The following is an 11,673-nucleotide window of genomic DNA, read 5'->3' as shown; positions in this document are numbered from 1 at the left end:
ACTCAGATGACGCCCGCAGGGCCGAGGAGGTTGCGAGGCGGGGTCGGGAACCTTGTGGTCGTGACCAACCCGTTACCGGCTGCAGTGGGCGGCCGGCGTCCCCGTAGGCTCTGCGGGTGGCCCGCGCCGAGCTCGACAAGCAACCCACCGACGTCCGTCGGATGTTCGACGCGGTCGCGCGCCGCTACGACGTGACCAACGACGTGCTGTCCCTCGGCCAGGACCGGCGGTGGCGCCGCGACGTCATCGAGGCCGTCGACCCCCAGCCCGGCGAGCGTGTCCTGGACCTCGCCGCCGGCACCGGCACCTCCAGCCAGCCCTTCGCCGACCGCGGGGCGGTCGTGGTCCCGTGCGACTTCTCCCTGGGCATGCTCCAGGTCGGCAAGCAGGCGCGTCCCGACCTGCCGTTCACCGCCGGCGACGGCACCCGCCTGCCGTTCGCCGACGCCACCTTCGACGCGGTGACGATCTCGTTCGGGCTGCGCAACATCGTCGACCCCGCCGCCGGCCTCGCCGAGATGCTGCGGGTGACCCGCCCCGGCGGCCGCCTCGTCGTCTGCGAGTTCAGCCACCCGACCTGGGCGCCGTTCCGCACCGTCTACATCGAGTACCTCATGAAGGCGCTGCCGCCGATCGCACGCGCGGTCTCCTCCTCGCCCGACGCCTACGTCTACCTCGCCGAGTCGATCCGCGCCTGGCCCGACCAGCAGCGTCTCGCCGACCAGGTCGCCGCCGCCGGCTGGCGCGCGCCGCAGTGGCGCAACCTCTCGGGCGGCATCGTCGCCCTGCACCGCGCCACGAAGTAGCGGCACCGGGCAGCCCCGCGAGGTCCTCGAGCACGACGTGATCGTGCCCACACAGGCCGCTCACCAGCGGGTTCGTAGCGCAGACAATTAAGCAAGGTTCTCGTGCGCTAAATGTGCAGGTGAGAAGGGGTGTCGGGGCTCGGCCCCTGGGTGTGACGACCGGCCCGTGGAGTGGCAGGATGTGGGCTGCGCCACCTAGTGATTCGGTTCACAAAGTCACAATCATGGGCGCGACAGCACCAGGGAAGGGACTGCGGATGGAGCTCTACACGCCGGTCTTGGCGTTGGCCATCCTCGCGGCACTGTTCGCGATCGGCTCCGTGGCGATGAGCGCGGTGGTCGGACCCAAGCGCTACAACCGGGCCCGCCTGGACTCCTACGAGTGCGGCATCGAGCCCACGCCCCAGCCCGTCGGCGGCGGCCGGTTCCCGGTGAAGTACTACATCACCGCGATGCTGTTCATCGTCTTCGACATCGAGATCATCTTCCTCTACCCCTGGGCCGTGCGTTTCGACGCGATGGGCTTCTTCGGTCTGGTCGAGATGGTCGTCTTCATCGCCACCGTGTTCGTCGCCTACGCCTACGTGTGGCGTAGAGGCGGACTCGAGTGGGACTGACCGAGGGGAACTGAAGCCATGGGAATCGAAGAGAAGCTTCCGAGCGGCGTCCTGCTGACGACCGTCGAGGGCGTGGCCGGCTACATGCGCAAGGCGTCGTTCTGGCCCGCCACCTTCGGCCTGGCCTGCTGCGCCATCGAGATGATGACCAGCGGCGGCCCGAAGTACGACCTCGCCCGCTTCGGCATGGAGGTCTTCCGCGCCAGCCCCCGCCAGGCCGACCTGATGATCGTGGCCGGCCGCGTGAGCCAGAAGATGGCCCCGGTCCTGCGCCAGATCTACGACCAGATGCCCGGCCCCAAGTACGTCCTGGCCATGGGCGTCTGCGCCAGCAGCGGCGGCATGTTCAACAACTACGCCATCGTCCAGGGCGTCGACCACGTCGTGCCCGTCGACATGTACCTCCCCGGCTGCCCGCCGCGCCCCGAGATGCTGATCGACGCGATCCTCAAGCTGCACGACCAGGTCCAGGCCACCAAGCTCGGCGTCAACCGCCTCGCGGAGATCGAGACTCTCGAGACCGCCGCCCTGACCGCGCTGCCCACCTCCGCCATGCGGGGTCAGCTGCGATGAGCGAGGACCAGAAGGACGTCGTCCCCGAGCCCAAGCCGCCCGAGCAGCCCGCGGTCGAGCAGTCCCCGGAGAACGTCCCGGCACCCCCGGGCGAGGTCACCGCGGTCGGTGTCCGCACCGGCATGTTCGGCGCCTCCGGCACCCCCGACACCAGTGGGTACGGCGGTCTGGTCGCCCCGATCGTGTTCCCCGGCCCGGCCCAGCGCCCCTACGGCGGCTGGTTCGACGAGGTCGCCGACGCGCTCGAGGGTCACCTCGGCCACGTGGTGATCCACCGGGGCGAGCTCACCCTCCACGTGCCGCGCGAGGAGCTGCTCCACGTGGCGCAGACCCTGCGCGACGACCCGCGTCTGCGCTTCGAGCTGTGCTCGGGCGTCAGCGGCGTGCACTACCCCGACGACGCCGGGCGCGAGCTGCACGCGGTCTACCACCTGCTCTCGATGACGCACAACCGTCGTGTGAGGGTCGAGGTCAGCGTCCCCGACGCCGACGCCCACATCCCGTCCCTGGTGGGCATCTACCCCACCACCGACTGGCACGAGCGCGAGACCTACGACATGTTCGGGATCGTGTTCGACGGCCACCCGGCCCTCACGCGCATCCTCATGCCCGACGACTGGCCGGGCCACCCCCAGCGCAAGGACTACCCGCTGGGCGGCATTCCCGTGGAGTACAAGGGCGGCACCATCCCGCCGCCCGACCAGCGCAGGAGCTACAACTGATGGCTACCGACCAGGACATGTACGCAGGCGCGAGCGACACCAGCGAGGGTCGCGTCTTCACCGTCACCGGCCAGGACTGGGACCAGATCGTCGAGGGCCTCGCGGAGGAGTCCGACGAGCGCGTCGTCGTCAACATGGGCCCCCAGCACCCCTCCACGCACGGGGTGCTGCGCCTGATCCTCGAGCTCGAGGGCGAGACGGTCACCGAGGCCCGCTGCGGCATCGGCTACCTCCACACCGGCATCGAGAAGAACATGGAGTACCGCTCCTGGGTGCAGGGCACGACGTTCGTGACCCGCATGGACTACCTCAGCCCGTTCTTCAACGAGGCGACCTACTGCCTGGGCGTCGAGCGGCTGCTCGACATCGAGGACCAGATCCCCGAGAAGGCCAGCGTCATGCGGGTCCTGCTCATGGAGCTCAACCGCATCTCCTCGCACCTGGTCGCCATCGCCACCGGGGGCATGGAGATCGGCGCGCTCACGGTCATGACCATCGGCTTCCGCGAGCGCGAGCTGGTGCTCGACCTGTTCGAGCTGATCACCGGGCTGCGCATGAACCACGCGTTCATCCGCCCCGGCGGCGTCGCCCAGGACCTGCCCCCGGGCGCCCTGGACGAGATCCGCGGCTTCGTCGCCCTGATGAAGAAGCGCCTGCCCGAGTACGCCGCCCTGTGCAACGCCAACCCGATCTTCAAGGCCCGCCTCGAGGGCGTGGGCCACCTCGAGCTGGACGGCGTCCTCGCGCTGGGCATCACCGGCCCGGTGCTCCGCAGCACCGGCTACGCCTGGGACCTGCGCAAGACCGAGCCCTACTGCGGCTACGAGGACTACGACTTCGACGTCCAGACCTGGGACACCAAGGACGCCTACGGCCGCTTCCGGATCCGCCTCAACGAGATGTGGGAGTCGCTCAAGATCATCGAGCAGGCCGCCGACCGGCTGGCCGGCCTCGAGGGCGCGCCGGTGATGGTCGCCGACAAGAAGATCGCCTGGCCCAGCCAGCTCGCGATCGGCAGCGACGGCATGGGCAACAGCCTCGACCACATCCGCCACATCATGGGGGAGTCGATGGAGGGGCTGATCCACCACTTCAAGCTCGTGACCGAGGGCTTCCGGGTCCCGCCGGGCCAGGCCTACGTCCCGATCGAGTCGCCGCGCGGCGAGCTCGGCGCGCACGTCGTCTCCGACGGCGGCACCCGCCCCTTCCGCGTGCACTACCGCGACCCGTCCTTCACCAACCTGCAGGGCACCAGCGTGATGAGCGAGGGCGGCATGGTCGCCGACGTCATCGTCGCCATCGCCTCGATCGACCCCGTGATGGGAGGCGTCGACAGATGAACCACCCCACGAAGTTCTTCGGCTCCTCCGCTTCGCTCCTCCGCCTCACAACGTCGAGGGGACCCCGATGACGCTGACGCAAGAGACGCACGCCGAGCTGCGCGAGATCGCGGCCCGCTACCCCGAGGCCCGCTCCGGCCTGCTGCCGATGCTGCACCTCGTGCAGTCGGTGGAGGGTCGGGTCACGCCCGAGGGCATCGAGGCGTGCGCCGAGATCCTCGACATCACCGCGGCCGAGGTCAGCGGCGTGGCGACGTTCTACACGATGTACAAGCGCAAGCCGGTCGGCGACTACCACGTCGGCGTCTGCACCAACACGCTGTGCGCGGTCATGGGCGGCGACCTGATCTTCGAGCGGCTCAAGGGCCACCTCGACGTCGGCAACGACGAGACCACCGAGGACGGCAAGATCACCCTCGAGCACATCGAGTGCAACGCGGCGTGCGACTACGCCCCGGTGATGATGGTCAACTGGGAGTTCATGGACAACATGACCCCGCAGTCGGCCACGCAGCTCGTCGACGACCTGCGCTCCGGCGCCGAGGTCAGCTCCACGCGCGGCCCGCGGCTCGGCACCTGGCGCGAGGCCGAGCGGGTGCTCGCGGGCTTCCCCGACGGCCGTGCCGACGAGGGTCCCTCCGCCGGGCCGGCCAGCCTGGCCGGGCGCGAGATCGCCCGCGAGCGCGGCTGGACCGCGCCGTCCGCGGAGCGCCACGACGACGGCACCGCCACCGCGGTGCCCGAGGAGCCCGCCGAGCGCGAGCAGGCGGTGGCCGAGAGCGACGACAAGGTGGCCCAGCAGGCCGTCGTCGAGGACACGAGCCCCAGCGGCGAGACCGCCGCAGACAAGGACGAGGCCCAATGAGCGGCACCGAGAGCTCAGCCACGATCGACACCCTGACCCCGGTCCTCACCGACAACTGGGGCTCCGAGCGCAGCTGGACGCTGGCGGCCTACGAGGCCCAGGGCGGCTACGGCGCGCTCAAGAACGCGCTCGCGATGGCGCCCGACGACGTGATCGCGGCGGTCAAGGACTCCGGCCTGCGCGGCCGCGGCGGCGCCGGGTTCCCGACCGGCATGAAGTGGAGCTTCATCCCGCAGGACAACCCCAAGCCCAAGTACCTCGTCGTCAACGCCGACGAGTCCGAGCCGGGCACCTGCAAGGACATCCCGCTGATGATGGCGACGCCGCACACGCTGGTCGAGGGCGTCATCATCAGCTCCTACGCCATCCGGGCCAACACCGCGTTCATCTACATCCGCGGCGAGGTGCTCCACGTCATCCGCCGGGTCCAGGCCGCCGTCGCCGAGGCGTACGCCGCCGGCCACCTCGGCAAGGACATCCACGGGTCCGGCTTCGACCTGGACCTCGTCGTCCACGCCGGCGCCGGCGCCTACATCTGCGGCGAGGAGACCGCCCTCCTCGAGGGCCTCGAGGGCCGCCGCGGCCAGCCGCGCCTGCGCCCGCCGTTCCCCGCGGTCGCCGGTCTCTACGCCAGCCCGACGGTCATCAACAACGTCGAGTCCATCGCGTCGGTGCCCAGCATCCTCGAGCACGGCGCCGAGTGGTTCTCCTCCATGGGCACCGAGAAGTCCAAGGGCTACGGCATCTTCTCGCTGTCCGGCCACGTCACCCGGCCGGGCCAGTACGAAGCGCCGCTCGGCATCACGCTGCGCGAGCTCATCGACCTCGCCGGCGGCGTCCGCGAGGGGCACTCGCTGAAGTTCTGGACGCCGGGCGGCTCCAGCACCCCGCTGCTCACCGCCGACCACCTCGACGTGCCACTCGACTTTGAGGGCGTCGGCGCGGTCGGCTCCATGCTCGGCACCCGCGCGCTGCAGATCTTCGACGAGACCACCTGCGTCGTGCGCGCCGTCCTGCGCTGGACGGAGTTCTACAAGCACGAGTCCTGCGGCAAGTGCACGCCGTGCCGCGAGGGCACGTGGTGGCTGGTGCAGACCCTGGCCGCGCTCGAGAAGGGCCAGGGCGCCGAGGCCGACCTCGACCTGCTGGTCGACCAGTGCGACAACATCCTGGGCCGCTCCTTCTGCGCCCTGGGTGACGGGGCGACGAGCCCGATCTCGAGCTCGATCGCGCACTTCCGCGACGAGTACCTCGCCCACCTCCAGCACGGCGGCTGCCCGTTCGACCCGGCCGCCTCGACCACCTTCGCCACCGCCGGAGCGACAGCATGACGACCACACCCGACAAGACCGACGTCGACCTGGTCTCGGTCACGATCGACGGCATCCAGGTCAGCGTTCCCAAGGACACCCTGGTGATCCGCGCGGCCGAGCAGGTCGGCGTCCAGATCCCGCGCTTCTGCGACCACCCGCTGCTGGCGCCTGTCGGCGCGTGCCGCCAGTGCCTGGTCGACGTCCCCGACGCCGGCAACGGGCGCGGCTTCCCCAAGCCGCAGGCCTCGTGCACGCTGCCCGTCGCCGAGGGCATGGTCGTCAACACCCAGGCCACCAGCGAGGTCGCCGACAAGGCGCAGCAGGGGGTCATGGAGTTCCTGCTCATCAACCACCCGCTCGACTGCCCGGTCTGCGACAAGGGCGGCGAGTGCCCCCTGCAGAACCAGGCGATGTCCAACGGCCGCGCCGAGTCCCGCTTCTCCGCCTCCGGCGGCGTCAAGCGCACGTACCCCAAGCCGATCAACATCTCCGCGCAGGTGCTCCTCGACCGCGAGCGCTGCGTGCTGTGCGCGCGCTGCACGCGCTTCTCCGAGGAGATCGCCGGCGACCCCTTCATCGCGCTGATCGAGCGTGGCGCGCTGCAGCAGGTCGGGATCTACGAGAAGGAGCCCCTGCAGTCCTACTTCTCGGGCAACACGATCCAGATCTGCCCCGTCGGCGCGCTCACGTCGGCCGAGTACCGCTTCCGCTCGCGGCCCTTCGACCTGGTGTCGTCGCCGTCGGTCGGGGAGCACGACGCCTGCGGCTCGGCCATCCGCGTCGACCACCGCCGCGGCAAGGTCATGCGCCGCCTCGCGGGCAACGACCCGGAGGTCAACGAGGAGTGGATCACCGACAAGGACCGCTTCGCGTTCCACTACGCCACGCAGGACGACCGGATCGGCTACCCGCAGGTGCGTGACGAGGACGGCTCGCTGCGTCCCGCCTCGTGGCCGGAGGCGTTCGCCGTCGCCGCCCGCGGGCTGCGCGCCGCCGGACCGTCCGCCGTGCTCATGGGCGGACGCCACACCGTCGAGGACGCCTTCGCCTACAGCAAGTTCGCCCGCGTCTCGCTCGGCACCAACGACATCGACTTCCGGGCCCGCCCGCACTCCGCCGAGGAGGCCGACTTCCTGGCCTCGCACGTCGTGGTGACCGGCCCCGAGGGCGGCGCCGTGACCTATGCCGACCTGGAGCGCGCCGCGACCGTCGTCCTGGTGGGCCTCGAGCCCGAGGACGAGGCCGGGGCGATCTTCCTGCGCCTGCGCAAGGCCATCAAGCACGGCACCCGCGTCATCGCGATCGCGCCGTTCGCCTCGCGCGGCCTGGAGAAGCTCGGCGGTCACCTGGTCGCCACCGTGCCGGGCGAGGAGCCCGCCGCGATCGACGGCCTGCTCGGCCACGCCGACCACGGCGTCGACGCGACCAGCGTCGTGCTCGTCGGCGAGCGCCTGGCCTCCGTGCCGGGCGCCCTGTCGGCCGCCGCCGCCCTGGCCGCCAAGTCCGGCGCCCGGCTCGCCTGGGTGCCGCGTCGCGCCGGCGACCGGGGTGCGGTCGAGGCCGGCTGCCTGCCGAACCTGCTCCCCGGGGGCCGGCCCGTCGCCGACGCGTCCGCCCGCGTCGACGCCGCCACCACGTGGGGCGTCGACTCGCTGCCCGAGACCGCCGGCCGCGACTTCGACGGCATCGTCGCCGCCCTGGCGTCCGGTCAGCTCGGAGGCGTCGTCGTCGGCGGCATCGACCCCGACGACACCGCCGACCCCGAGGCGACGCGTGCCGCGCTCGAGGCTGCCAGCTTCGTCGTGGCCATCGAGCTGCGCGAGACCGACGTGACCCGCGCCGCCGACGTCGTGTTCCCGGTCGCACCGGTGACCGACAAGGCCGGCACGTTCGTCACCTGGGAGGGCCGCCCGCGGCCGTTCGAGGCAGTGCTGTCCAACCCGGCATCCCTCCCGGACCTGCGCATCCTCTCCGGCATCGCCGAGGAGCTCGCACAGCTCGGCGCCGGCGGTCCGCTCGGCTTCCGCACCGTGCCCGAAGCGCGCGCCCAGCTGGTCGAGATGGGTCCCTGGGACGGCGACCGCCCGGCCGCTCCGACCGTGTCCGCCGTACCCACGGACGGCGGGTCGGGCCTGGCGCTCGCGACCTGGAAGCAGATGATCGACGACGGCTCGATGCAGGACGGCGACAAGCACCTCGCGGCCACTGCGCGGCCGAGCGTCGCGCGTGTCTCGCGCACCGTCCTCGACGCCGTCGGGCCGACCGTGACCGTCACCGGTGACCGTGGCTCGGTCACGCTGCCGGCCGTCGTGGCCGACGACCTCGCCGACGGGGTCGTCTGGCTCCCGGCCCGGTCCTTCGGCCGGGGCGTCCTCGCCGACGTCGCCTCGCCCGGTTCCCGCGTGACCGTGAAGGGAGACCCCGCATGAGCCCGACCCTCGTCTCGGTCCTGGCCGCCGACGACCTCAGCGCCTTCGGCAAGGACCCGTGGTGGCTGGTCATCGTCAAGGCCGTGCTGATCTTCCTCGTGCTGGTGCTGCTCACCCTGTTCAACATCTGGTGGGAGCGACGCGTCGTGGCCCGGATGCAGCACCGCATCGGCCCCAACGTCAACGGCCCCTTCGGCCTCCTGCAGTCCCTCGCGGACGGCGTGAAGCTCGCGCTCAAGGAGGACATCATCCCCAAGGCCGCCGACAAGGTGGTCTTCCTGCTGGCCCCGGTCATCGCGGTGGTCCCGGCGTTCGTGACCTTCAGCGTGATCCCCTTCGGCCCCGAGAACGTCGGGCTGCCGTTCACCGACCGCACGACCCCGCTGCAGCTCACCGACATGCCGGTGGCGGTGCTGTTCGTGATGGCGATCGCGTCGGTCGGCATCTACGGCATCGTGCTCGGCGGCTGGTCGAGCGGCTCGACCTACTCCCTGCTGGGCGGCCTGCGCTCCAGCGCGCAGATGATCTCCTACGAGGTCGCGATGGGCCTCGCGCTCGTCGCGGTGTTCCTCTACGCCGGCTCCATGTCCACCTCGGAGATCGTGGAGGCCCAGGACGACCTGTGGTTCGGCCTGATCCTGGTGCCGTCGTTCGTCATCTACGTGATCGCCATGGTGGGCGAGACCAACCGTGCGCCCTTCGACCTCCCCGAGGCCGAGGGCGAGCTCGTCGGCGGTTTCCACACCGAGTACTCCTCGCTGAAGTTCGCCCTGTTCTTCCTCGCCGAGTACATCAACATGGCGACGGTCTCGGCCCTGGCCACGACGCTCTTCCTCGGCGGCTGGCACGCGCCCTTCTGGATCGACGAGATCTGGGCCGGCGCCAACGAGGGCTACGTGCCGCTGATCTGGTTCTTCGGCAAGGTGCTGTTCTTCGTCTTCTTCTTCATCTGGCTGCGCGGCTCGCTGCCCCGCCTGCGCTACGACCAGTTCATGGCGTTCGGCTGGAAGCGGCTGATCCCGATCGCGCTGGTGTGGATCATCGCGGTCGCGACCATCCGCACCATCTCCCTGGACGGCGACGGCATCGACCGGCGCTACCTCCTCATGGGCATCGGCGTGCTCGTGGTCGCGTTCCTGCTGCTGTTCTTCTTCGGTGAGGAGCGCGAGGCCGCCGAGGAGGCGCCCGCCGCCACGACGACCCCCGGCGGCTTCCCGGTCCCGGCGATGCCCGCCGGTGGCGCCGTGCGCGGCGCCGCGGCGCCGCTGACCTTCGACACCCCGATCTCGAGCCCCGCCCCTGCCGGCGCGGGCAAGGAGGCACACGCAGATGGCTGAGTCACGCGGCGTGAAGGAGCAGTTCTGGGACCCCATCGCGGGCTTCGGCGTCACCTTCCGCACCATGTTCCGCAAGGTCGTGACCGAGCAGTACCCCTTCGAGAAGTCGCCGACCGCGCCGCGCTTCCACGGGCGGCACCAGCTCAACCGCTACCCCGACGGCCTCGAGAAGTGCATCGGCTGCGAGCTGTGCGCCTGGGCCTGCCCGGCCGACGCCATCTACGTCGAGGGCGACCAGAACACCGAGGACGGCCGCTTCTCGCCCGGTGAGCGCTACGGCCGCGTCTACCAGATCAACTACCTGCGCTGCATCCTGTGCGGGCTGTGCATCGAGGCCTGCCCCACGCGTGCCCTCACCATGACCAACGAGTACGAGCTGGCGGACGACAACCGCGAGGCCCTCATCTACGAGAAGTCCGACCTGCTGGCGCCGCTGCTGCCCGGCATGGAGCAGCCGCCGCACGCGATGCTCCTCGGCGACGACGAGGGTGCCTACTACCGCGGCGAGTTCTCGGCCCCAGCGCCGGCGGCGCGCGAGGAGGCCGCCCCGTGATCGCGTTCTGGGTGCTCGCTCCCGTGATGGTGCTGGCCGCGCTCGGCATCCTCTTCGTGCGCAAGGCCGTCCACGCCGCGCTGCTGCTGGCCGTCGTGATGATCAGCCTGGCGGTGCTCTACGCCGTGCTCGAGGCGCCGTTCCTCTTCGCGGTGCAGATCATCGTCTACACCGGCGCCATCTTGATGCTCTTCCTGTTCGTGATGATGATCGTCGGCGTCGACGCCTCCGACTCGGTGGTGGAGACGATCCGCGGCCAGCGGGTGCTCGCGATCGTCGGCGGGCTGGTGCTGGGTCTGGTGCTGGTCCTCGGCCTCGGTCAGATCACGCTGGGGACCACGGTCGGCCTCGAGCAGGCCAACTCCGGCGGCAACATCCAGGGTCTGGCCGACATCCTGTTCTCGCGCTACGTCTTCGCCTTCGAGGCCACGAGCGCGCTGCTCATCACCGCCGCCGTCGGCGCGATGGTGCTCGCTCACCGCGAGCGCCTCACGCCCAAGCCCGGCCAGGCCGAGCTGGCGCAGCAGCGCATGCGCGACTACGCCGACAAGGGCACGCACCCCGGGCCGCTGCCCCCGCCGGGCGTCTTCGCCCGCCACAACGCCGTCGACACCCCCGCCCTGCTGCCCGACGGCACCGCGTCGCGGGCGTCGGTCTCGCGGGTCCTCTCGGCGCGCGGCACCGTGCGCAGCGCCCCCGACCTCGCCGACGACATCGAGGAGGTCCAGCGCTCGCTGGGCCTCGACGCGCAGTCGCGGGCCGACGCCACGCCCGAGACCAGTGGCAAGAGCGGCGCCACGGCCCACACGGAGGAGCAGCCGTGAATGAGTACATCGTCCTGTCGGCGATCCTGTTCAGCATCGGGTGCGTCGGGGTCCTGACCCGGCGCAACGCCATCGTGGTGTTCATGTGCGTGGAGCTGATGCTCAACGCCTCCAACCTCGCGCTGGTGACGTTCGCCAAGCAGCACGGCAACCTCGACGGGCAGATCGCGGCGTTCTTCGTCATGGTCGTGGCCGCCGCCGAGGTCGTCGTCGGGCTCGCGATCATCATGACCATCTTCCGGACGCGTCGCTCGGCCTCGGTCGACGACGCGAGCCTGCTGAAGTTCTGAGAGG

Annotated in this window: 12 protein-coding genes; all 12 read left to right on the top strand. The window is 70.8% G+C overall.

Translation table 11 applies throughout. From position 1 onward, the window contains the following. The first annotated feature begins 110 nt into the window (after positions 1 to 110). A complete protein-coding gene (locus tag E4622_RS10525; protein WP_245156016.1) occupies positions 111 to 806 on the top strand; it encodes a demethylmenaquinone methyltransferase in 696 nt (231 codons plus the stop codon). A gap of 257 nt (positions 807 to 1,063) precedes the next feature. Continuing rightward, positions 1,064 to 1,423 carry an NADH-quinone oxidoreductase subunit A gene (locus E4622_RS10520; RefSeq protein WP_134740139.1) on the top strand — a complete coding sequence of 120 codons (360 nt, stop codon included), beginning with the start codon at positions 1,064 to 1,066 and terminating at the stop codon, positions 1,421 to 1,423. Between the two features lie 18 nt (positions 1,424 to 1,441). Next, on the top strand, positions 1,442 to 1,996 hold the full coding sequence (locus E4622_RS10515; RefSeq protein WP_134740138.1) for an NADH-quinone oxidoreductase subunit B: 555 nt from the start codon (positions 1,442 to 1,444) through the stop codon (positions 1,994 to 1,996). Continuing rightward, complete coding sequence (locus E4622_RS10510) at positions 1,993 to 2,718, top strand: NADH-quinone oxidoreductase subunit C (RefSeq protein ID WP_134740137.1); 726 nt, start codon at positions 1,993 to 1,995, stop codon at positions 2,716 to 2,718. The genes E4622_RS10515 and E4622_RS10510 overlap by 4 nt, the downstream gene beginning before the upstream one ends. Continuing rightward, positions 2,718 to 4,058, top strand: coding sequence for an NADH-quinone oxidoreductase subunit D (locus E4622_RS10505; RefSeq protein ID WP_134740136.1), 1,341 nt, complete (start codon positions 2,718 to 2,720; stop codon positions 4,056 to 4,058). The genes E4622_RS10510 and E4622_RS10505 overlap by 1 nt, the downstream gene beginning before the upstream one ends. A gap of 67 nt (positions 4,059 to 4,125) precedes the next feature. Next, positions 4,126 to 4,923 (top strand): NADH-quinone oxidoreductase subunit NuoE, encoded by a 798-nt coding sequence (gene nuoE, locus E4622_RS10500; protein ID WP_134740135.1) that lies wholly within the window; start codon positions 4,126 to 4,128, stop codon positions 4,921 to 4,923. Next, positions 4,920 to 6,254 carry an NADH-quinone oxidoreductase subunit NuoF gene (nuoF, locus tag E4622_RS10495; RefSeq protein ID WP_209021866.1) on the top strand — a complete coding sequence of 445 codons (1,335 nt, stop codon included), beginning with the start codon at positions 4,920 to 4,922 and terminating at the stop codon, positions 6,252 to 6,254. The genes nuoE and nuoF overlap by 4 nt, the downstream gene beginning before the upstream one ends. Next, positions 6,251 to 8,665, top strand: a complete 2,415-nt coding sequence (locus tag E4622_RS10490; RefSeq protein ID WP_134740134.1) for an NADH-quinone oxidoreductase subunit G — start codon at positions 6,251 to 6,253, stop codon at positions 8,663 to 8,665. Before nuoF ends, E4622_RS10490 begins: the two co-directional genes overlap by 4 nt. Further along, on the top strand, positions 8,662 to 10,002 hold the full coding sequence (gene nuoH / locus E4622_RS10485; RefSeq protein WP_134740133.1) for an NADH-quinone oxidoreductase subunit NuoH: 1,341 nt from the start codon (positions 8,662 to 8,664) through the stop codon (positions 10,000 to 10,002). The genes E4622_RS10490 and nuoH overlap by 4 nt, the downstream gene beginning before the upstream one ends. After that, positions 9,995 to 10,555 carry an NADH-quinone oxidoreductase subunit NuoI gene (gene nuoI / locus E4622_RS10480; RefSeq protein ID WP_134740132.1) on the top strand — a complete coding sequence of 187 codons (561 nt, stop codon included), beginning with the start codon at positions 9,995 to 9,997 and terminating at the stop codon, positions 10,553 to 10,555. The genes nuoH and nuoI overlap by 8 nt, the downstream gene beginning before the upstream one ends. After that, a complete protein-coding gene (locus E4622_RS10475) occupies positions 10,552 to 11,379 on the top strand; it encodes an NADH-quinone oxidoreductase subunit J (protein ID WP_134740131.1) in 828 nt (275 codons plus the stop codon). The genes nuoI and E4622_RS10475 overlap by 4 nt, the downstream gene beginning before the upstream one ends. After that, positions 11,376 to 11,669, top strand: coding sequence for an NADH-quinone oxidoreductase subunit NuoK (gene nuoK, locus E4622_RS10470; protein WP_134740130.1), 294 nt, complete (start codon positions 11,376 to 11,378; stop codon positions 11,667 to 11,669). Before E4622_RS10475 ends, nuoK begins: the two co-directional genes overlap by 4 nt. Positions 11,670 to 11,673: the final 4 nt, after the last annotated feature.

It is taken from the genome of Nocardioides sp. 503 (assembly GCF_004522095.1).
Taxonomy (GTDB): Bacteria; Actinomycetota; Actinomycetes; order Propionibacteriales; family Nocardioidaceae; genus Nocardioides.
This window is presented reverse-complemented; position numbering and strand designations above follow the sequence as displayed.

Bases quoted from the DNA above. Each gene is read 5' to 3' on its own strand.
- E4622_RS10510 (WP_134740137.1), top strand. From the start codon at position 1,993: ATGAGCGAGGACCAGAAGGACGTCGTCCCCGAGCCCAAGCCGCCCGAG.
- E4622_RS10490 (WP_134740134.1), top strand. From the start codon at position 6,251: ATGACGACCACACCCGACAAGACCGACGTCGACCTGGTCTCGGTCACG.
- nuoH (WP_134740133.1), top strand. From the start codon at position 8,662: ATGAGCCCGACCCTCGTCTCGGTCCTGGCCGCCGACGACCTCAGCGCC.
- nuoF (WP_209021866.1), top strand. From the start codon at position 4,920: ATGAGCGGCACCGAGAGCTCAGCCACGATCGACACCCTGACCCCGGTC.
- E4622_RS10520 (WP_134740139.1), top strand. From the start codon at position 1,064: ATGGAGCTCTACACGCCGGTCTTGGCGTTGGCCATCCTCGCGGCACTG.
- E4622_RS10505 (WP_134740136.1), top strand. From the start codon at position 2,718: ATGGCTACCGACCAGGACATGTACGCAGGCGCGAGCGACACCAGCGAG.
- E4622_RS10515 (WP_134740138.1), top strand. From the start codon at position 1,442: ATGGGAATCGAAGAGAAGCTTCCGAGCGGCGTCCTGCTGACGACCGTC.
- nuoI (WP_134740132.1), top strand. From the start codon at position 9,995: ATGGCTGAGTCACGCGGCGTGAAGGAGCAGTTCTGGGACCCCATCGCG.
- nuoE (WP_134740135.1), top strand. From the start codon at position 4,126: ATGACGCTGACGCAAGAGACGCACGCCGAGCTGCGCGAGATCGCGGCC.